Source organism: Citricoccus sp. NR2, assembly GCF_027594385.1.
Classification (GTDB): Bacteria; Actinomycetota; Actinomycetes; order Actinomycetales; family Micrococcaceae; genus CmP2.
In genome coordinates this window covers 2,792,728-2,812,664 of the sequence record NZ_CP115154.1, presented here as the reverse complement: position 1 = coordinate 2,812,664, position 19,937 = coordinate 2,792,728, and the positions used below count along the sequence as shown (strand labels likewise).

The 19,937-nt window shown below is 59.1% G+C and carries 18 protein-coding genes; 12 read left to right on the top strand and 6 right to left on the bottom strand.

The window, feature by feature from the left end:
* Window positions 1-22 precede the first annotated feature (22 nt).
* Together miaA and dapF are read left to right on the top strand one after the other, a co-directional pair.
* Window positions 23-907 (top strand): tRNA (adenosine(37)-N6)-dimethylallyltransferase MiaA, encoded by an 885-nt coding sequence (gene miaA / locus O1A05_RS13220; protein ID WP_270105664.1) that lies wholly within the window; start codon window positions 23-25, stop codon window positions 905-907.
* Window positions 908-916: 9 nt separating this feature from the next.
* Window positions 917-1,873, top strand: coding sequence for a diaminopimelate epimerase (dapF, locus tag O1A05_RS13215; RefSeq protein WP_270105662.1), 957 nt, complete (start codon window positions 917-919; stop codon window positions 1,871-1,873).
* Between the two features lie 15 nt (window positions 1,874-1,888).
* Here the strand turns inward: dapF and O1A05_RS13210 are convergent, their stop codons facing one another.
* Window positions 1,889-2,530 carry a class I SAM-dependent methyltransferase gene (locus O1A05_RS13210; RefSeq protein WP_270105661.1) on the bottom strand — a complete coding sequence of 214 codons (642 nt, stop codon included), beginning with the start codon at window positions 2,528-2,530 and terminating at the stop codon, window positions 1,889-1,891.
* A 370-nt stretch (window positions 2,531-2,900) separates the two neighbouring features.
* On the opposite strand from O1A05_RS13210, the gene O1A05_RS13205 reads away from it, so the two are divergent.
* The 3 genes from O1A05_RS13205 to O1A05_RS13195 all read left to right on the top strand — a co-directional run bounded on the left by O1A05_RS13205 (window position 2,901) and on the right by O1A05_RS13195 (window position 7,669).
* On the top strand, window positions 2,901-3,584 hold the full coding sequence (locus O1A05_RS13205; protein WP_270105660.1) for a transglycosylase family protein: 684 nt from the start codon (window positions 2,901-2,903) through the stop codon (window positions 3,582-3,584).
* A 439-nt stretch (window positions 3,585-4,023) separates the two neighbouring features.
* Complete coding sequence (gene hflX / locus O1A05_RS13200; protein WP_270105659.1) at window positions 4,024-5,595, top strand: GTPase HflX; 1,572 nt, start codon at window positions 4,024-4,026, stop codon at window positions 5,593-5,595.
* Window positions 5,585-7,669: an ATP-dependent DNA helicase gene (locus O1A05_RS13195; RefSeq protein ID WP_270105657.1), complete on the top strand. Its 2,085-nt coding sequence runs from the start codon at window positions 5,585-5,587 to the stop codon at window positions 7,667-7,669. Before hflX ends, O1A05_RS13195 begins: the two co-directional genes overlap by 11 nt.
* 93 nt (window positions 7,670-7,762) lie before the next feature.
* Here O1A05_RS13195 and lexA read toward each other — a convergent pair whose 3' ends face one another.
* Entirely contained in the window at window positions 7,763-8,494 is a 732-nt protein-coding gene (lexA, locus tag O1A05_RS13190) for a transcriptional repressor LexA (protein WP_270105656.1), read from the bottom strand.
* 354 nt (window positions 8,495-8,848) lie between these two features.
* Here lexA and O1A05_RS13185 point away from each other — a divergent pair, with 354 nt between their 5' ends.
* The 6 genes from O1A05_RS13185 (at window position 8,849) to O1A05_RS13160 (ending at window position 13,488) form a co-directional block, all read left to right on the top strand.
* Complete coding sequence (locus tag O1A05_RS13185) at window positions 8,849-9,106, top strand: LysM peptidoglycan-binding domain-containing protein (RefSeq protein WP_270105655.1); 258 nt, start codon at window positions 8,849-8,851, stop codon at window positions 9,104-9,106.
* A gap of 100 nt (window positions 9,107-9,206) precedes the next feature.
* Window positions 9,207-10,268 (top strand): histidinol-phosphate transaminase, encoded by a 1,062-nt coding sequence (locus O1A05_RS13180; RefSeq protein ID WP_270107596.1) that lies wholly within the window; start codon window positions 9,207-9,209, stop codon window positions 10,266-10,268.
* A 59-nt stretch (window positions 10,269-10,327) separates the two neighbouring features.
* Entirely contained in the window at window positions 10,328-10,945 is a 618-nt protein-coding gene (gene hisB, locus O1A05_RS13175) for an imidazoleglycerol-phosphate dehydratase HisB (RefSeq protein WP_270105654.1), read from the top strand.
* A complete protein-coding gene (hisH, locus tag O1A05_RS13170; protein ID WP_270105652.1) occupies window positions 10,942-11,589 on the top strand; it encodes an imidazole glycerol phosphate synthase subunit HisH in 648 nt (215 codons plus the stop codon). Before hisB ends, hisH begins: the two co-directional genes overlap by 4 nt.
* A 226-nt stretch (window positions 11,590-11,815) precedes the next feature.
* Window positions 11,816-12,586 (top strand): bifunctional 1-(5-phosphoribosyl)-5-((5-phosphoribosylamino)methylideneamino)imidazole-4-carboxamide isomerase/phosphoribosylanthranilate isomerase PriA, encoded by a 771-nt coding sequence (priA, locus tag O1A05_RS13165; RefSeq protein WP_270105651.1) that lies wholly within the window; start codon window positions 11,816-11,818, stop codon window positions 12,584-12,586.
* Window positions 12,583-13,488: an SseB family protein gene (locus O1A05_RS13160; protein WP_270105650.1), complete on the top strand. Its 906-nt coding sequence runs from the start codon at window positions 12,583-12,585 to the stop codon at window positions 13,486-13,488. The genes priA and O1A05_RS13160 overlap by 4 nt, the downstream gene beginning before the upstream one ends.
* A gap of 29 nt (window positions 13,489-13,517) precedes the next feature.
* Here O1A05_RS13160 and O1A05_RS13155 read toward each other — a convergent pair whose 3' ends face one another.
* From O1A05_RS13155 to O1A05_RS13145, 3 genes are read right to left on the bottom strand one after another with little or no spacing between them, the layout of a single operon-like run.
* Entirely contained in the window at window positions 13,518-14,006 is a 489-nt protein-coding gene (locus tag O1A05_RS13155; RefSeq protein WP_270105649.1) for a MarR family winged helix-turn-helix transcriptional regulator, read from the bottom strand.
* Window positions 13,981-14,622: a CE1759 family FMN reductase gene (locus tag O1A05_RS13150; RefSeq protein ID WP_270105648.1), complete on the bottom strand. Its 642-nt coding sequence runs from the start codon at window positions 14,620-14,622 to the stop codon at window positions 13,981-13,983. Before O1A05_RS13150 ends, O1A05_RS13155 begins: the two co-directional genes overlap by 26 nt.
* Before the next feature lie 2 nt (window positions 14,623-14,624).
* Window positions 14,625-15,794: an LLM class flavin-dependent oxidoreductase gene (locus O1A05_RS13145; RefSeq protein WP_270105647.1), complete on the bottom strand. Its 1,170-nt coding sequence runs from the start codon at window positions 15,792-15,794 to the stop codon at window positions 14,625-14,627.
* Between the two features lie 214 nt (window positions 15,795-16,008).
* On the opposite strand from O1A05_RS13145, the gene O1A05_RS13140 reads away from it, so the two are divergent.
* Window positions 16,009-17,355, top strand: a complete 1,347-nt coding sequence (locus O1A05_RS13140; RefSeq protein ID WP_270107595.1) for an MFS transporter — start codon at window positions 16,009-16,011, stop codon at window positions 17,353-17,355.
* Here O1A05_RS13140 and O1A05_RS13135 read toward each other — a convergent pair.
* A complete protein-coding gene (locus O1A05_RS13135) occupies window positions 17,293-19,038 on the bottom strand; it encodes an FtsK/SpoIIIE domain-containing protein (RefSeq protein WP_270105645.1) in 1,746 nt (581 codons plus the stop codon). The two genes, O1A05_RS13140 and O1A05_RS13135, sit on opposite strands and share 63 nt — an antisense overlap.
* Window positions 19,039-19,937 lie beyond the last annotated feature (899 nt).

Below are 19,937 nucleotides of genomic sequence, written 5' to 3'. Positions count from 1 at the left end.
CCGGAAGCCTATCGTCGTCCTGGTGGGCGCCACCGCTTCCGGGAAGACCCGGCTGAGTCTGGACCTGGCTGAGCGACTTCACGGAGAGGTCGTCAACGCGGACGCGATGCAGTTCTATCGGGGCCTGGACATTGGGACAGCCAAAGCCACGCAGGTCGAACGCGACTCCGTGCCGCATCACCTCATTGATGTTCTGAACCTGGACGAGGTGGCTTCCGTTGCTCAGTTTCAAACCTGGGCTCGTGACTGCTTCGGACAACTGCGAGCGCGGGAGCGAACACCCATTCTGACCGGGGGATCCGGTCTGTATGTGCGTGCCGCGATTGATCGGATCAGATTCCCGCCGACGGACCCCACGGTGCGTTCCCAGCTTGTGCAACGCCTCGAATTCGAGGGGAGCGACACTATTCGCGCCGAATTGGCGCGCGTCGATCCTGAGTCTGCGCAGCGAATCAACGACGACCGCCGATTGATTCGGGCGCTCGAGGTGTACCTCGTGACGGGTGAACCTTTCACTTCCTTTATGCCCCAGCGGACCTATGCTGAGGAGATTCCACCGGTCGTGCAGATCGGCTTGAGTATCGACCGAGACACTTTGTACGAACGCATTGGCGCACGGGTGAACACCATGATGGAGGCCGGCTTCCTCGACGAGGTTCGTGCTCTCACCGCTCATGGTCTCAACACGGCACCCACGGCATCACGGGCTATCGGTTATCCGCAGATGCAACGTGTACTTAGCGGTGAACTGACCGTCGAAGAAGGTGTGGAGGAGACGATTGTCGCGACTCGACGTTTCGCCAAACGCCAACTGACGTGGTTCCGTGCCGATCCCCGCGTGCACTGGATCGACTATGACGATCCTCGGCTAGTGAACAAGGCCCTACAAGTGATTGCGGATCGGTAGACTAAACCCATGTCGCATCCCCCAGCAGAGACCGAATCGGACCACTTAACCCCGTCGCTGCGTCAGCTGAACGGCATGTCCTTCATGAAAGGACATGGCACCGGGAATGACTTTGTTCTATTGCGCGATTCCGATGGCGATCTGGAACTGACGCCAGCACATGTCAGCGCCCTGTGCGATCGCCACCTGGGCATCGGTGCCGATGGTTTGATCCGAGCCGTGCCCTCCAGCGAACTGCCCGAGGGGCGGGAACTTCTCGGCGCTGCTCCCGAAGCTGTCTGGTTTATGGACTACCGCAACGGCGACGGTTCGATCGCCGAAATGTGCGGTAATGGCGTGCGCGTATTCGTGCATTTTCTCGCGGAAACCGGGACGATCGATCTTCCCGTCGGCGGCCATGTTGTGATCGGCACTCGGGCGGGAGTGCGCACGGTACATCGAACCGAGACCGGGTACTCCATCTCGATGGGTCCGTGGTCCTTCATCGATCCCGAGATGGCGCTCGAAAGTGCCTCAGACTCGCTGGTCAGGGCTTCCGGCTTGCCGGAGCCACGGCCAGCTCTGAGTATCTCGATGGGCAACCCACACACGGTGGTGGCTCTTTCCCCGCAAGAGGATCTCGACCAGGTCAATCTGCACGAGAAGCCTCAAGTCGAACCAGTTCCGCCGAATGGTACCAACGTTGAATTCGTCGTGCCTCAGGAGCCGTTGGTCTCCGACGGTATCGGTCATGTGCGCATGCGCGTTCACGAACGCGGAGTTGGCGAAACGATGTCCTGCGGCACCGGCGCGTGTGCTGCTGCAGCGGCAGTGCGTGTCTGGGCCGGTGCGGAAGGCGCGGACTCGTGGCGGGTAGACGTCCCAGGTGGGACGGTTCAAGTCGATTTCGTGCGCAATGAAGACGGCGCTGAAGACGTCATTCTCTCCGGGCCCGCGGAGCTAGTTTACAGCGGTACGGTGAACTGAACCCAGTACCTCAGCTCAGGCGCGCGGGTGGCGAATCACCCGGAGGATGCGGAAGCCTTTGATGGTATCCGCACGCTCTACGGTGAAACGACTCTCCAGAATATGAGCTTGATCGTTGAGCATGGTCTGGATCCATGGCATCAGCGAGTCTGCCCCGAGATTCTTCTGCACCACCAGCCAAGCTTCGCCGTGGTCGTTGAGCCTCGGTAGCCACAGCTCCAAGAGCTCGTGCAGTGCCTTCTTGCCAATGCGGATCGGTGGGTTCGACCAGATCAGATCGTAAGAGCGAAGCGGGTCCACATCCTCGGGGGAGGAAACGGCGATATTGGGTACTCCCAGGGCTTCTGCGTTGTCACGACACAGCTGTGCGGCGCGCTCGTTGACCTCCACGGCAGTGACTTGAGCGTTCGGGCTCATCATGCCCAGGGTCAGTGCCAGTGGCCCCCATCCACAGCCAATATCCAAGAATTCGCCTTGTTCGGGTGGTGCCGGAACCGCGGACAGCAACGCAGCTGTTCCCTTGTCCACACCCTCCGGTGAAAAGATGCCGTTGGCCGTGAGAACTTCAACGCTACGCCCGGCCAATGTCACAGTGATGGTACGACGTCGTTCCTGGTCAGAGGGGGAACGGAAGTAATGCCCAGAAGTTTCATTCACCCGACCATCGTAGGACAAGACCTCAACATCATGGTCATGCCCATTGAATTCACAGCGATTTTTATAACAAAACGATAACGGGCCATTCTGCCGCGTGAACTAGCCAATCTCGGCTGAATTTGCCCGAAATTTCGATTTGCATCGTCTCGCGCTTTCGAGTTTGCTGGCAGGCGTTGGTCAATGCGCTTTGACGCATGCGGCTCCTACGTCTTCAGACGATTCGGCCGAGAAAACCAACGTATGGGTCCCGGCACCTGCAGTGCCGTCCGCCGAGGGCTCCGAATGAACAGTCTCAATACGGATTGTTGGACGGCGACGCGTTGACGGCTTCGGGAAGCCTGAGCGTTCAGGTGACAGGATCTTAGGTTTCATGCAGAAGAACAACAAGGTACTGAAGAACGTCATGGGTGGATTGGCCACTTTGGGTCTGGCCGGGGCCGGATTCATGGCTGTGGCGCCGGCAGCCTCCGCAGATACGGCGTCCGACTGGGATCGCCTGGCCGAGTGCGAGTCCGGCGGCGACTGGTCCATCAATACCGGCAACGGCTATTATGGCGGTCTCCAGTTCAGCCAGCAGTCATGGGAAGCCGTGGGTGGCTCCGGACTGCCTTCGGATGCGTCCAAGGAAGAACAGATTCAGCGAGCAGAGCAGCTGCGGCAGATGCAGGGCTGGGGAGCATGGCCTTCTTGCTCGGCACAGTTGGGCCTCTCCGGCGAGCCCTCGGGTACGCCGGCAGCGGCTGAAGCCAGCGAGCAGCAGGCTCCGACACAGCAGGAAGCTCAGGTGGAGACCTCGCAGTCCTCGGGCCAGGAAGCTGCTGAGCAGTCAGCTCCGGTGGAGAAATCGGCACCGGCTCAGAAGCACGCACCGGCACAGGCAGACGTTGCCGCATCCGGGGAGATCTACACGGTGCAGTCCGGTGACACCATCAGCAAGATCGCCGACGCTTGGGGCATCTCCGACTGGAACGACCTGTACCAGGTGAACGCCGATGTCGTTGCTGATCCTGCACTGATCTACGTCGGCCAGGAATTGCAAATCCCTGCCTCCTGATAACACAGCCATGATCAGCGCGACCCAAGCCTGAATGGCACATGGTGTGACTTGGGGGCCCATCCTGGTGGATGGGCCCCCAAGTTGTGTACAGAGTGGGTGCTATACTAGTCGGCATGTGGATTACTTACCTTTGAGCCCGATTTCAATCGAGGAGCTCCGGCGTATCTAAGCGCCGTTATTCATGCCCAGCTTGATTCAGAGCGTCAGGTAGATCCACACCCCACGCGCATTCGGCGCAATGTAAAAGTCTTTGATTCTTGGCTCGGTTCGTTGCCAGGAGAATCGACGGGGAAGAACTGTGTTCGGGACAAGGACCGAACCCGGCGGTGAAATCGCGACGACCTGAGTCTTTCCAGACCACCAGGGAGAATTCATGCCCCGGACACCGCACCCAGAAACCGACTATTCTTTAACGACCCACTTCTCCAAGGAGACCATGACCCATTCCTCAGCGTCAGGTGAGCAGCCTGACAACAATGACCAGCGGCGCGACGACGAAGCCAAGAGCCTCATCGACAGGATTCTCGCCTCGGATGCTGCCCACGCAACCGCGAGCCCATCGGCATCTGGCGACTCACTGATTAGTGCCCAAAAATCCCGAGCCCTGGCTCTCGACGCCGGCGAAAGTAGGCACACCGAAGACGACGGCGACCAGCTCGATCTCGCAGCACGCCACGCTCTGCGCCGCGTGGAGGGACTCTCCACCGAGTTGGACGACATGTCCGAGGTCGAATACCGGAAGGTTCGACTCGAACGCGTTGTGTTGGCCGGATTGTGGACCGAAGGCAGCGCTGATGATGCCGAGAACTCACTGCATGAGCTTGCGGCACTGGCCGAGACCGCGGGTTCAACGGTGCTGGATGGAGTTATCCAGCGACGACACTCGCCCGACCCTGCTACCTACCTTGGCAAAGGCAAAGCTCAGGAACTGGCCGACGTTGTCAGCGATACCGGCGCAGATACTGTGGTGGTCGATGCTGAGTTGGCGCCTTCTCAGCGACGAGCCTTGGAAGATGTGGTGCGGGTTAAAGTCATTGACCGTACAGCGTTGATTCTCGATATTTTCGCCCAGCACGCCCAATCACGCGAGGGCAAGGCACAGGTTGAGCTTGCACAGCTGGAGTACTTGCTTCCGCGGCTGCGTGGTTGGGGTGACTCGATGTCGCGCCAGGCCGGTGGCCGTGCGGCAGCCGGTGAAGGTATCGGTTCACGCGGTCCTGGTGAGACGAAGATCGAACTCGATCGACGTCGCATCCGTAACCGGATGGCGAAGCTGCGGCGCGAAATCGCCGCTATGGCGCCTGCGCGGGAAACCAAGCGAGCCAATCGCCGACGCAACAAGGTGCCATCGGTCGCCATCGCGGGATATACGAACGCCGGTAAATCATCTCTGCTCAATCGGCTCACCCGCGCCGGAGTGCTGGTGGAGAACGCATTGTTCGCCACCCTCGATCCGACGGTGCGCAAAGCGGTCACACCGGATGGTCTCGGCTATACCCTGTCCGATACGGTCGGCTTCGTTCGTAACCTTCCAACTCAGCTGGTGGAAGCTTTCCGCTCCACGCTGGAAGAAGTGGGCGAGGCCGACGTGATCCTCCATGTTGTGGACGTTTCTCATCCAGACCCGGAATCGCAGATTGCTGCCGTTCACGAGGTTCTCAATGAGATCGACGCACGTCGAATTCCAGAGATCATAGTCCTCAACAAGGCTGATGCCGCGGACCCGATGACCATTGCGCGGGTGCGCCGGGCCCACCGTGACACCGTGTTGGTCTCGGCACACACAGGGGAAGGGATCGAGGATCTCGAAGCCATGATTGCGGACACGATTCCGCGTCCCACCTTGGAGCTGGATCTTTTGATTCCGTTCACTGATGGCGACGTGGTCTCGCGGCTGCACGGTTCCGACGTCGAGATCTTGTCTGAGCAATACCAGCCCGAGGGGACTCGTTTGACCGTGTTGGTACGCGAAGAAGACAAGGAAGAATTCGCGCAGTATGTCGTCTAGCACCACCGTGTCTTCTGACTCTGAGCAGCCCGTCGCAACGCTGAGCCCAGCAGAGCGGCGGGCTGCCGCCTGGCTGGAACAAGCTATTGAACGGACCGGGGGACAACGTCGAGAAGGCCAACGACAAATGGCCTTGGAAGTTGCGCGCTCTCTCGACACCGGAAAGCACCTGCTCGTGCAAGCCGGAACTGGAACCGGGAAGTCCTTGGCCTACCTGGTTCCGGCTCTGTCCCATGCGGTAGAAGCAGATCTGCCGGTCGTGGTTGCCACGGCGACGTTGGCACTGCAATCTCAGATCATTCGTCGAGATGCTCCACGTCTTCTTGAGGCGCTGAAAGAGGAACTCCCACGGCCCATGGACATCGCCCTCCTCAAGGGGCGGGCAAATTACGTGTGCCTGCATAAGCTGAACGGTGGATTCCCTGCCGACGAGCCGGAACCAACGCTTCTTGACGGAGCCGATCACGCACCGGCAGCGCCCCGTACCGACCTCGGAAAGCAACTCGTGCGCCTGCGCGAGTGGGCGGAAGATACAGAGACAGGGGATCGGGACGACCTAGACCCTGGGGTTGACGATAACGCCTGGCGGCAGGTGTCTGTGTCTGCGGTAGAGTGTATCGGCGCTCAGCGTTGTCCCTTCGCTGAAGAATGCTTCTCGGAACGAGCCCGTCAACAGGCCGGCGAAGCAGACGTGGTAGTCACGAATCATGCCATGCTCGCCATTGCCGCTTTCGAAGGGTTGCAAGTTCTTCCCGAATTCGAAGCTGTAATCGTAGACGAGGCCCATGAATTGGCGGATCGTGTTACGAACGCAGTGACGGGTCAGATTTCCTCTGCATCTGTCCGCGCAGCCGTGACCGCCGGCCGTCGACAAGCGTCAGTCGTGCTCGAGGACCTCGGTGCTGCGGCAGATGCTTTGGAAGCTGCCTTCATCTCCGCACCATCGGGGTGGATGCCAATGGGACCCAACGAGGTTCAGACACAAGCTCTCGAGTCAGTGCGAGCAGCCGCTCGTGAGGGATTGAGCCAGCTCAAGACCACGGGGAAAGAATCCACAGATGCCTCGTCGACGAGCGATGACTCCTCGGGCCGCCATGTCGTCCGCACGAAGCTACAAGAGGTACTTGAGACAGCCGAACGTGTTCTGGATGCCGGCCAAAACGGAAACAACCGTCAGGTCGCATGGGTGTCCCGCCCTGGACGATTTGAGCCTGGCGTGGGGTGGATCGCCGGCGACGAGAATACGTCTCCTACCGTCTACGTGGCTCCTCTGTCGGTGTCCGGAAGGCTGCGTGAGAACCTTCTGCAAGACACGACGACGATTCTTACGTCGGCAACGTTGACGGTCGGGGACTCATTCGGGCCCATCGCTGGAGATCTAGGATTCTCGGGGTCCGGTGGACCGGAGTGGACGGGCATTGACGTGGGTAGCCCCTTCGAATACGCCAAGCAAGGCATTCTCTACGTGGCTGAGAAACTGCCTAAACCAAGTCGCCTCACCTCGCCGGCGACGTACGACGAACTAGAGGCGTTGTTGCGAGCTTCTCAGGGTGGAGCATTGTGTCTCTTCTCTTCGCGCCGGGCGGCCGAGGACGCGGCTCATGAGTTGCGTCGGCGGTTGGGGCCAAATCCACAGATTCTCTGCCAGGGCGACTCCACGCTGTCCGCATTGATCAAACAATTCGCGGAAGAGGAGGATACCTGCCTTTTCGGCACGATGTCCCTCTGGCAAGGCGTGGACGTCCCCGGACGCTCCTGCCGTCTGGTGGTGGTGGACAGACTGCCGTTCCCACGTCCTGATGACCCACTGTCCGAGGCTCGTACACGAGACGTTGCGCAGCGCGGGGGCAACGGTTTCATCCAAGTCTCAGCGACTCATGCTGCGGTCCGACTCGCTCAGGGCGTGGGTCGACTCATCCGGTCGGCTAATGACCGAGGTGTCGTGGCGATCCTTGACTCGCGGCTTCATCATGCCCGCTATGGAAAGTATATCCGGTCAGCCCTGCCGGACTTTTGGTACACGACGGAACAGGACACTGTGCTCGGTGCCCTCGGTCGCCTCGCGAAGGTCTAAATACGGTGAGCGATCACGACGCGACAGGGGCCCAACGACGAAAACGTCGTTGGGCCCCTGTCGTTCTATCGGCGGGCTATATCGCCGATAGCGTCAGATGGATCGAAGGACGGACACAACTTTTCCCATGATGGTGGCGTGGTCGCCCAAGATGGGCTCGTACGCGGTGTTCTGAGGCAGCAACCAGGTATGGCCATCGCGCTGGCGGAAAGTCTTCACCGTTGCTTCTTCATCGAGTAAGGCGGCGACGATGTCGCCGTTGGTGGCGCTGTTCTGCTTGCGTACCACGACCCAGTCGCCATGGCAGATAGCGGCATCCACCATCGAGTCTCCGGTGACTTTGAGCATGAACAGGTCCCCATCACCAGTTAGCAACTTGGGGAGGGCGATGACATCTTCGATATGCTGATCAGCCAACACTGGCCCGCCGGCGGCAATGCGCCCCACCAAGGGAACCATGACGTTGTGAGAGTCGATTTCGCGGCTAAAGGGGAGCTGCAACTCATCGGTGTCAATCTCCTGGGCCGAATCTGACTCATTGCCCAGGAGATTTCCGTCTTCATCGCGAAGAATCTCGATGGCCCGGGGGATACGAGGATCTCGGCGGATGTACCCGTACTCGGTGAGCTTCTTGAGCTGGTACGTCACGGATGAGAGAGACAGCAACTCCGTCCCCTTGCCGATCTCACGCATCGACGGTGGATAGCCAGTCTTCGCGATGGCTCGTCGTAGGTAATTGAGCACTTGTCGCTGCCGCTGCGTCAGCTTCTTAACGCTGTATACCGCGAAGTTCTGCTCGTGACCGTCTGGAGTCGATGAACTCATGGGGCTCTCCGTTCTTATCGTGTCCATGGCCGCTGATGGACTCTGTTTCGCAGTCAAGACGCCGGGACATCCGGTGACCGATTCGCAGGGTCAAGGCGATCCGTACTTCAAGGCTACAGCATTCTTCGAACAAGTTCAAAGATCTGTACGAGGAATATCTTGCATCCGGTCGAAAGGCTGTGCTAGAAAAGATGTACGAACTTAGAACGGTCGATCGAGTCGAAAGAAGTGGGCCGTTCGAAAAGAGAGGACAGTGGGATCATGAGCATCGCTACGCAAAACCAAGGAAGCAGCGGCATTTGCCTGACTCGACGCGGTCGATTTGTTCTACGAACACTTCCCCTCATTATTCTGATGGCCCTGATCGTTGCAGCGGCCCTGATCGGGGATCTGTTCGGTTCTTCAGCGAACGCGTCGAACTCCGGTCTGCCCTCGGGTGCAATCGAATACACTGTCGGATACGGCGACACCCTCTGGGGGATCGCGGGACAGGTTGATCTCGATGCACCCCGCGCTGAGATTGTTCAGCGCATCGGTGACCTGAACCAGCTCGCAGGATCGGATATTAATGTCGGCGATACGCTCTTCGTTCCCGCGTCACCGGGGAACTGAAGGTCAACGTCGGATCTAGACTGTGTGCGTGACTCCAAACTCGAACGATTTCAACGCTGATGCTCTAGCGGCTCTACCTTTGCGTGAGAACCTGCGTGGCATGACTCCCTATGGGGCACCACAACTAGATGTGCCGGTAATGCTCAACACGAATGAAAACACGCATCCGGTTCCAACAGACGTGGTCGAATCGATCGGAGCTGAAGCGCTTCAGTCGGCACGTTCGTTGAATCGCTATCCGGACCGGGAATTCACGGAACTCCGTAGACGTTTGGCGGCTTATCTTGGCGAGGGTCTGACTGAGCGGCAGATCTGGGCAGCGAATGGATCTAACGAGATTCTTCAGCAGATTCTGCAGGCTTTTGGTGGACCAGGCAGAAGTGTTCTGAGTTTTCCACCGACTTACTCGATGTATCCCTTGCTCGCTGAAGGCGTGAGCACCAGATACATCGCCGGAATTCGGAATGATGATTACACGCTTACAGCAACATCTGCCTCAGTGCAGGTCGAAGAACACGCGCCTAACATCGTGATCCTGTGCTCTCCCAATAATCCAACCGGAACGGCATTGGGGCTGGACGTGATCGAGGCCGTTTACGAGGCTTCCGACGCATGCCAGTCCATGGTTGTTGTGGATGAGGCCTACGCCGAGTTCGCATTGGAGGGTACGCGTTCCGCACTTACTCTGCTCCCCGGACGTCCCCGATTGATCGTGACGCGTACTATGTCGAAGGCTTTCGCGTTGGCCGGCGCCCGTCTCGGTTACCTCGCGGCGGCGCCAGAAGTGACTGACGCCATTCGGCTCGTGAGACTTCCGTATCACTTGTCTTCTATGTCTCAAGCGACGGCTAACGCCGCGTTGGCCCACGTTGACTCGCTGTTGGCAACGGTTGAGGAAATTAAGGTCCAACGTGATCGAATCGTGGATGGGCTTCGGGAGCTGGGATTGCGTCCTGCAGTTTCCGATTCAAACTTCGTGTTCTTTGGTGGGCTGTCGAACGCCAGCGAAGTCTGGCAAAGGCTACTTGCTTTCGGGGTCTTGGTGCGAGATGTCGGTATTGCCAACCACTTGCGTGTGACTGCAGGCACAGCTGAAGAGACCTCGGCGTTTCTTGACGCGATGAGGCGTATTCTCGAGGACGCTCCGGAGCTTGCACAGTAGACTTATTGGCGTCGGCTGGACAGTCCCAGTCGGCCTTGAACTCAAGGAGCGCCCTCTTCATGGTTGCTGAACTGATTTCCAGCCGTCGTGCGCGCATGCAACGCACAACGTCAGAATCCAACGTATTCGTCGAGTTGGACCTGGATGGAACCGGCACGTCGGACATTTCCACCTCCGTGCCGTTTTTCGATCACATGTTGACCGCCTTGGCGAAACATTCGCAGATGAACCTGGTGGTGAAAGCATCCGGCGATACGCACATTGACGTCCACCACACCGTCGAGGATGTTGCTATCACCCTCGGTGAAGTGCTGAAGGTCGCTTTGGGTGACAAGAAGGGTATCCGTCGGTTCGGTGAAGCCTCAGTGCCATTGGACGAAGCGCTGGCCCGCGCGGTCGTAGATCTTTCTGGGCGCCCTTACCTGGTGCACGAAGGTGAGCCTGATGGGCAGCAGTACCACCTGATCGGCGGTCACTTCACTGGCTCGATGACGCGTCACATCTTCGAGTCGATAACCTTCCACGCTTCCATTTGCTTGCACATGGACGTGGTCCGTGGCCGGGACCCGCACCACATTGTCGAGTCTCAGTTCAAGGCGTTTGCTCGCGCTCTGCGCGTGGCTGCCGAAGACGACCCTCGTGTCACTGATGTGCCGTCGACGAAGGGTGCCCTGTGAGCGGCCTCGCTACCGGACCTTCTGTGGCTGTCCTCGATTACGGCTCTGGCAACGTACGATCGGCTGTACGTGCCTTGGAACGTGCAGGTGCACGCGTCAGCCTCACTGCAGATCCCGACACGGTGATGAACGCTGATGGGCTCGTGGTGCCCGGTGTGGGTGCGTTCGGCGCCGTCATGCATTCGCTCAAGAACGTCGGGGCGCTTCGCTGGATCGGGCGTCGTATTGCCGGTGGTCGCCCCGTGCTGGGAATCTGCGTTGGGCATCAAGTCCTCTTCGAACGCGGTGTCGAACATGGCGTCGAAACCGAGGGCATGGGGGAGTGGCCAGGCGTGGTGGAGGCACTGCCCGCCCCGGTTTTGCCACATATGGGCTGGAACAGTGTCCGGCCGGCGGAGGATTCAGTTCTTTTCCGCGGGCTCGAAGACGAGCGTTTTTACTTTGTGCACTCCTACGCCGTCCAGAACTGGACGTTCGATCAGACGATTGCTTCGATGGCTCCGCCGAAGGTCACCTGGTCGCATCATGGTGCCGACTTCGTGGCAGCCGTGGAAAACGGCCCGCTTTCAGCGACCCAGTTCCACCCGGAGAAGTCCGGCGACGCCGGCATGCGGCTGCTACAGAACTGGTTGGGTTCTCTCTAATGCCATGGTGGACTGTTGTGCTCATCGGCATTGGTGGACTTATGCTCGGCGGGGCATGGTCAGCGTATCGACAGGAGCTACCAGCATGGTTCTTCTTCGGGTTAGCCGTCTGCGGGATTCTAGCGATCGTCGCTGGCTTTGTATTGGTTCCAGGCGAAGCCTGATGATTAGGCCGCGCTCTGGGCGGCTTCATGACTTTTCGAGAAAATTGATCAGGAGTATTTAGATGAGCGAAACACCTCGTACCCGGCTGGAGCTTTTGCCTGCGGTAGACGTACAGAACGGGCAAGCCGTTCGCCTCGTTCAAGGCGAGGCGGATTCTGCCACCGGTTACGGGGCTCCTCTGGAAGCTGCCCTGTCCTGGCAGAACGCGGGAGCAGAATGGCTGCATTTGGTCGACTTGGACGCCGCTTTCGGTACTGGCGACAACCGCAAGATTGTCCAAGAGGTAGTCCGTGAGCTGGGCATCAAGGTGGAACTGTCGGGGGGTATTCGTGACGATGCTTCGTTGGAAAATGCTCTTGAGCTCGGTGCAACTCGAGTGAATCTGGGAACCGCTGCTTTGGAGAATCCGGAGTGGACCGCGAAGGCGATCGCTCGGTTCGGTGACCAGATCGCGGTCGGTCTCGACGTGCGGGGCGAAACACTCGCAGGTCGAGGCTGGACCACTGAAGGTGGAAACATCTGGGAAGTGCTCCAGCGCCTTGAGGACGCCGGCTGCGCCCGTTACGTGGTCACAGACGTGACTAAGGACGGTACATTGACTGGACCCAACACGGACCTGCTTGCGAAGATCAGCACTTTTACTGACAAGCCTGTGGTCGCATCGGGAGGAATTTCCTCCCTCGATGACATTCGCGCGCTGACGACGATGGTGCCGCAGGGCGTGGAAGGCGCCATCGTGGGCAAGGCGCTCTATGCGGGTAAGTTCACCCTGCAGGCGGCCCTGGCTATTGCCGAACAGGTACCTGGCGTCGGCGGAGGCGCCGAGCAGTGACATCACGCGAGCTTCCCGGCCACATTCAAGCTGCGATCCAGAAGAACCTGGCGCGCCAGCATCGATCCGAGGATGGTCGTCCCGCGGACTCTGCCGGGCAAGCTTGGGAAGGTCGTGATTTCTCCGGCACGGGAATCGACGGATCGGCCAACCCGCTCCACGCGTTCGACAAGGATGACGGACTGGCTTCGGCAGCTTGGATTGAGGCGTCCGAACGCTTCATGTCCGGCGTAGCGGATGAGGCCGAAGTGGTCGCTGCTTTATCGAATGTTCGGGTGTTCGCCGCCGTGGTTCCGACCCTGGCCGAGGAGTCGACTCACGAGGTCGCCGCTGAGGATGGCGTGCATGTCCACGGGGACAAACAAGCAGATGTCGCTTTGGTCACCTTGCAAGCTGCCGACGGTCGTCGAGCAATGCCGGTATTCACCTCGGTTCCGGCATTGACCGCTTGGCACACTGAAGCACGCCCAGTTGCGACATGGATGCCACGTGCGTGCCTGTCAGCCGTGGATGAGGGGTCTGACCTGGTCGTCATCGACCCTGGTCAAGAACTCACCTTTGTGGTTCGTCGCCCGGCGGTCTGGTCGCTGGCGCAACAGCGAAATTGGGTGCCGTCCTACCAAGATGAGACTTTGGCCGCCGACCTTCACGACATCGTGTCCCTGGTGCCAGGATTGCAACGTTTGGCCCTGGCTCCTGGTCGGGGCGTTGCCACGCGGCTGAAATCGGGGGGCCTGGTCAACGGCGGAGGAAGCGGGCCGGAGCTCAACATCATCGCAACACCTGAAGACGGCACTGATGCGACGGGTCATCGGTTGATGCTTGCGACGTTGCAGCAGTTGCTATCTCAGGTCACGTCGTTGTCAGAACGGGCAGACTCCGTGGAGATCTCACTCGGGTAATACCCGCGTCACCAAGTGAAGCCGGAGACTCACGACTCCGAGAGAAGCTGATCCTGAACACGAGAGAAGACCGTATCGATGATCTGTGCTTCTTCGTCGCTAATCTTCGCCGTGAAGAACGTTTCGATGTCACGGACGTGCAAAATGGCGGCCTTGCGGAAAGTGCGCCGTCCTTCTTTGGTGAGTGAGGCGATCCATGATCGAGCGTCGGTATCACTGCGCTCACGGCGGACGAGGCCGCGGTTCTCCAGGATTTTCACCTGATAGGTCAACCGCGACGGAGAAAACACCATTGCTTCGGCGAGTTCTCCCATGCGCATGCACCCTGTCTCCGACTCGGTGAGCAACAACATGAGGTTGTAATCGCCCAGATGGAGATCGAGTTCAGATTTGAGAGTTGACTCAAGGCGTGTCATCAACCGAGCTGTAGTGACCCAGTAGGTGCGCCACGCCCCTTCTACGGAGCGCACCTGACTGGGTCGTGACGCCGATTTATCGTCCGGCGAGTAGCTGTTCAAATGGTGTCACCTCAAAGGGAGTCTGCGCATCGGTTGGTTGCTTTTTCGGACGCCGTTGAGCTGGCGACGACGTCAGCATTTCGCCGAATTGTCGCCCGGCCTCGGTAATCCGCTTGCTCAACACTATCTCACCATCGTCGAACTGCCCGGTGTTGAGACCCCAATCGTCAGTAGCCGCGAAAACGGCCAAGGGGGCGATTTGTGCCTTGAGGTAGGTGAACAGCGGACGCATCGCGAAGTCGATCATCAGCGAGTGACGCGCTGTTCCACCGGTGGCGCCCAATAGCACGGGCATCGCCTGCATGGCGTCATCATCGAGCAAGTCGATAAACGCCTTGAAAAGGCCAGCGTAGGACCCCTTATAGGTGGGTGTCACCGCAATCAGCGCATCGGCCGTCTCAACCTGACGCAGTGCCCGGTCGAGCTTTTCCGAACGGGACGTTGAAACATGTCCCTCGGCAATGTCGAGCGCCAGTTCGCGCAGTTCAATGCGCCGGATGTTCACCTGTGTGCCGTTGCCCGACAGGTACTCTTCAGTGGCGGACTGGAGGCGGTCAGCGAGCATGCCGGTGGACGAGGGGTTGCCCGATCCCGCGGAGATCACCGCGATGTTCATTGTCATTCTCCTTCGTTCTTCTCTGCTGCTTCGCGCTGTGCGCGTTCAATGCCGGCCGGCGAGTCGGGACGACCGCCGGGGACGGGATCTTCGCCGCGCGCGTGGCGCTGGCGCAGGAATTCGTGAGTGGGCGCCTCGGGCACGTCGTCCGGCTTCAACGCCGCGAACTCCTTACGCAACACCGGCAGTACCTCTTCGCCGAAGATGTCGATCTGTTCCAGGACCGTCTTCAACGGCAAGCCTGCGTGGTCAATGAGGAACATTTGACGCTGGTAATCGCCGACCCAATCGCGGAAGCTCAGAGTGCGCTCGATCACCTGCTGAGGGGAGCCCACGGTCAGCGGCGTCATCTCGGAGAACTTCTCTAGGGACGGGCCATGGCCGTAGACGGGTGCGTTGTCGAAGTAGGGACGGAATTCGTTGACGGCGTCCTGGGAGTTTTTGCGCATGAACGCCTGTCCGCCCAACGCAACGTAGGCCTGGTGTGGCTGTCCATGCCCGTAGTAGGCGTAGCGCTGGCGGTAAAGCTCCACCATCTGGATAACGTGTTCCTTGTTCCAGAAAATGTTGTTGTGGAAGAAGCCGTCACCGTAGTACGCCGCCTGCTCCGCAATTTCGGGTGACCGGATGGAACCGTGCCACACGAATGGCGCAACGTCGTCCAGCGGGCGTGGGGTCGCGGTGAACTGCTGCAGCGGTGTGCGGAATCGGCCCTGCCAATCGACTTCCTTCTCACGCCATAGCTGGTGCAACAGCGCGTAGTTCTCGACTGCCAACTGAATTCCCTGGCGTATGTCGCGGCCAAACCACGGGTAGACCGGACCGGTGTTTCCGCGGCCCATCGTTAGGTCAATGCGACCGTCCGCCAAGTGCTGCAGGTAGGCGTAGTCCTCGGCCAAGCGCACCGGATCCATCGTGGTGATGAGAGTGGTAGCCGTAGAGAGTTGAAGAGAAGAGGTTTGGGCGGCCAAATAGGCCAGCAACGTCGGAGGGTTGCCCGGGGCAACGAAAGGAGGATTGTGGTGCTGGCCCGTGGCGAAGACGTCGAATCCGGCGGCTTCTGCGTGCCGAGCAATAGCCACGGTGTCCTTAATGCGCTGATTCTCCGTGGGGACGCTACCGTTGTTCGGATCTGCGGTGACGTCGCCGATGGTAAACACGCCGAACTGCATGACTTCTCCTTATTTCAAATCTGAACTGTCATGGGATGCAACTGCGTTCACGCCGCGATTATTCCATGGTCAGTCTGGCGCCGAAATCCATCTAAGATGGAACGCAGCAACGCCATGTCAGGCTCGCATGGCCGTCGTCATCATCGACGGCTACAGCACGTTTCGTTCCGGTAGGTCCATGACCTGGATTTGTTCGGTCGTATTTGAGGTCACCATGGATTTTCACTCCTATATTCGCTTGCTTCGGGATCAGCGCATCCGGCGACTCTTGGTGGTCGGCTTGATCGCGAGACTTCCTCATTCAGCGCTTGGCGTGGTCCTGACGCTACACATTGCGGTGACCATGGGGTTGGGGTACGGGCTCGCAGGTCTCGCTGCAGCCTCATTGACGCTGGGTATCGCGGTAGGCGCGCCGTGGCGAGGTAGACAGGTGGATCGCGTCGGTCTGCGCCGCGCGCTGATTCCCTCGGTGGTCGCTGAAGCCTTCGTCTGGGCTATTGCACCGTGGTTGCCTTACCCGGCTTTGCTGGTGGCGGTGTTCATCGGCGGCGTGTTCTCACTACCGATCTTCTCCATCGTGCGTCAGTCGTTGGGCGTGATGACGCGAGGTCAGGATCGACAAACCGCCTTCGCTCTTGACTCGATCTTCACCGAGATGGTCTTCATGGCTGGCCCAGCCATGGGGGCGCTGACGGCCACGCTGTGGTCTTCGGCGTGGGGTCTCGTCATCATTGGTGTCTCCGGGTCAGCAGCCGGGGCGTATTTGATGTGGTTCAATCCTCCGACGCGCTCGTCTCAGCGATATGTGCCGTCTCGCCCCGGTGATTTCACCGAAGCCGAGGAACAAGAACGCGCAGTGGCCGATGCGGTTCACTCAGCTCCAGCCCATGTCGATCTCACGGCAACGGAGCTTCCAGCAACGACGGGTTCCATCCCGATCATCAGCGCGCTCACAACACAGGCCGACGCCGAGAAAGTCACCGTTACTGCCCGTGTGCGCCGTCAGTTCTCCTGGGTTAGCGGATCCGCGCTCGCGGTCTTGCTGGTTTCATTTGCAGCGGGTCTACTGATGGTTGCTACAGAAGTGTCGATGGTGGCGCAGCTGGAGTCCGTGGGACAAGCTTCTAAAGTCGGTATCGTGTTCGCGTTTTGGTGTGGCGCGTCCGCAGTCGGCGGGATTCTCTACGGTGCGCTGCGCAAGAACATTTCACCGATGCTCATGATGGCTCTCTTCGCCGTTTTCACTTTCCCCATGGCGTTTGCAGAAGACGTCTGGGTCATGGCGATCATTTCGCTCGGGTCAGGCTTCTTCACCGCTCCGACGCTGGCGTCGGCTTCATCCATGCTGTCGCATTTGGTTTCCGAAGAGCGCCGCGGCGAGGCCATGGGCTTCTACGGCTCTGCGATGACGGCCGGAGCTGCACTCGGGTCTCCGATGGCAGGCATCTTCATCGATGTGGTGAGTCCACATGCTGGCTTCGTGTTTGCGTCCGCTGTTTCATTGGCGTTGGTTGCTACCTCCTGGGTCTTTCGGATGCTGCGACGTCGTCGCCGTCGGTGACGCGGGCAGTGTTGCGAGCTGGACGGCGAGACCTGCGGCGACGGTCTCTGGGGTAACCATGACAGCACGCAGCGGCACTTTAGGTATCTTCAACAGCGTTGGCCACACGAGGCGTTGTTCGGGCGTCGTGCCGAGAGGAAGATAGAAGCGTCGATCGATATGTGCGATCAGTCGTCCGCCGGCGAGCTCACGATTGCCGAAAACAAAGAATCGGATACGGGATCGGAAGTCGCGCAGGAGGCGCAAGATTCGCTCCTCGAACGTGACGAAGGTCGATCCGCTACGACGATCTGCCCAGTATCCCCATGAGGTGATACACAGTGTGACGGGCTGTTCCTTATCTAGGGCCTCCTCGAGGGTATCTAGTTTCTGATCGATCTCGTCATTGTCGGCGGTCCGATCGAGGATGGGGCTCACCACCGGATGACCGACTAGATATTCAGACCCGTCGAAGACGAACACCTGGCGTGTTGAGCTATGTGATTCCGAAACCGCGATCCGTCGACAGACGTCTCTTATCGATTCTGACTCGACGCCGATCCATGCTGTTGTATCGGCGTGATCGAAAGCCGAGAACACAGGAACCTGACGATGGTGCGTTGGGTCGTCGAGTAGGCCCAAGACGCTTCCCTGCTTCTGGAAATTGAATGTCGGCATATATAGTTCTGGTAGTTCCGGTGTGAGAATCGGATTCGGCTTTCGATGGCCCGCCGAGGAACTGCGCCGAGCAATGTATTCCACAACGTCGTGCCACCGTCGTGGAAGAAACGGCGGGTTCATCGAATGTGTGCCTTGCGTGGCAGGCGTCAGCACAGGCTCGGCGTCTGGACACATCGGCTGATCCGAGTGGAACTCGTGGGGCGATGCAGCACCGGAGCGGAAGAAAGCCCGTCCTGGCAATTCCGGTGGAATGGCCGAGGCGTGAGCTGACCCGAGTAGGTCCCATGACTCTTGCTCGGTAGACGTTCTCAAGCAGATGATTGAGCCGATGTTCGACCGAATCTCCGAAGTGACCGTCCCTAGTGCCCGTTGTGTGGCGAGAATCAGATGAAACCCCAGGGACCGACCTGTTGCGGCAAGGCGCGCTAGTTGGCCAATGGCGGTGGGAAGCTCCTCGACAAGAATGCGAAGTTCGTCGATGGCGACCACGATGCGTGGAAGGACATGGTCGGGATTCTGCCGACGAAAAGTGGTGTAGTCGGGGACCTTCGCCGTAAGGAACAGTTCTTCTCTACGGGTAAGTTCTGCCGAGATTGCCGAAAAGCTGCGTAGGGAGTCTGCGCCGTGCAGATTCGTTTCGAGCGTCATGGTGTGGGGGAGACTCACTAGCGGAGCGAACGTTGCTCCACCTTTGAAATCTAAGAGGAGCAGCCCTAAATCTGCTGGCGGATAATCATGCGTGAGATGAGCGAGAAGGCTTAGCAACAACTCTGACTTTCCTGAGCCGGTGGTCCCTACAATCAGCAGATGTGGTCCGTCCTCAACGAGGTCGAGCTCGAGAGCACGTGACCTCGTTCCGAGCGATGCACGAAGATGCTCGTGGCTCTCGCGGAAGGGGGCTTCCTCGTCGAACAATGAGGCCGTCTCTGCGGGGAGCCGCGAACCGGAATGGCCAACGACGTAATTAAGCTGCTCATGAGTTCCCTGACTGATGCCATCGAACCGCACATTATCTGCATACATGCTTTGGACGGTGAGACGACGGTCCGTGCAGAAAGCGATGACCTCCGGCTCAGACTCCCGAGGTGTATTTTCCCATTCTTCGTCCGTGTACCGAATAATCTCAGGCGCTGGAGAAGAAGTCGTTGACTGCCGGTTCGCATGGAACCGCTGCAACTGGATATCAATCCACCGCGCTAGGGGGAGTGTCTCAGCAGGATCTCCGACGATGTTGATCTTTGATGCTGTCAACGACGTAACGAGTGGAATTGTTGTGGTGAGATCCGGACTCCACTTAGGATCAACGTCTCGTTCCGTTTGAACCACGACTCGGCCGTCGCCCCAGCTAAGGACGCACGGGGTCGGTAGATTGCTGATGCCAAGTGGGTCAGAACTACGAATACGCGATGCTAGAACAAGGTCAGTAGCCGACGGTGCGGAGTTCCGAAATTGGCCCACCAGTTCCTGCAGCTCTTGTCGAATTGATGCGAGAAAGCGCGCTCGGTTTCGTCGATACTGGAGGATCATTGTTACAGCCATGAGCACTGAGACCAGGCTGAAAAGCATGAAGAACCAGTGCCCAGTGACAACGACCATTACCGTTCCAATCAGGAGTGGGCTCAATGCCGTCACGGTTTGAAGGGCGATGTTCGGCTTTGATGGTTCTGCGTTGGTCGAAATAGTGAGCGGTGGCGGTTCAGAGGTGAGGGGGACAGGCGCCGATTCGCTGAGGCCCACCCTGAACTGTGAACGCCCCCACCTCGGAGTGTCTGTGTCGGCCCGCAAAGAAACGGGCGCATGACGCTGGTCTTCTGGCGATCGAGTGAAATGCACACCGTGGCGAGAGTGGGAAACGGTGGCGGGCGTGGTCGGCAGATACGGGTCGTGGATCTGTAGATGGGTGTTCCCCCGCCCGAGCGTGA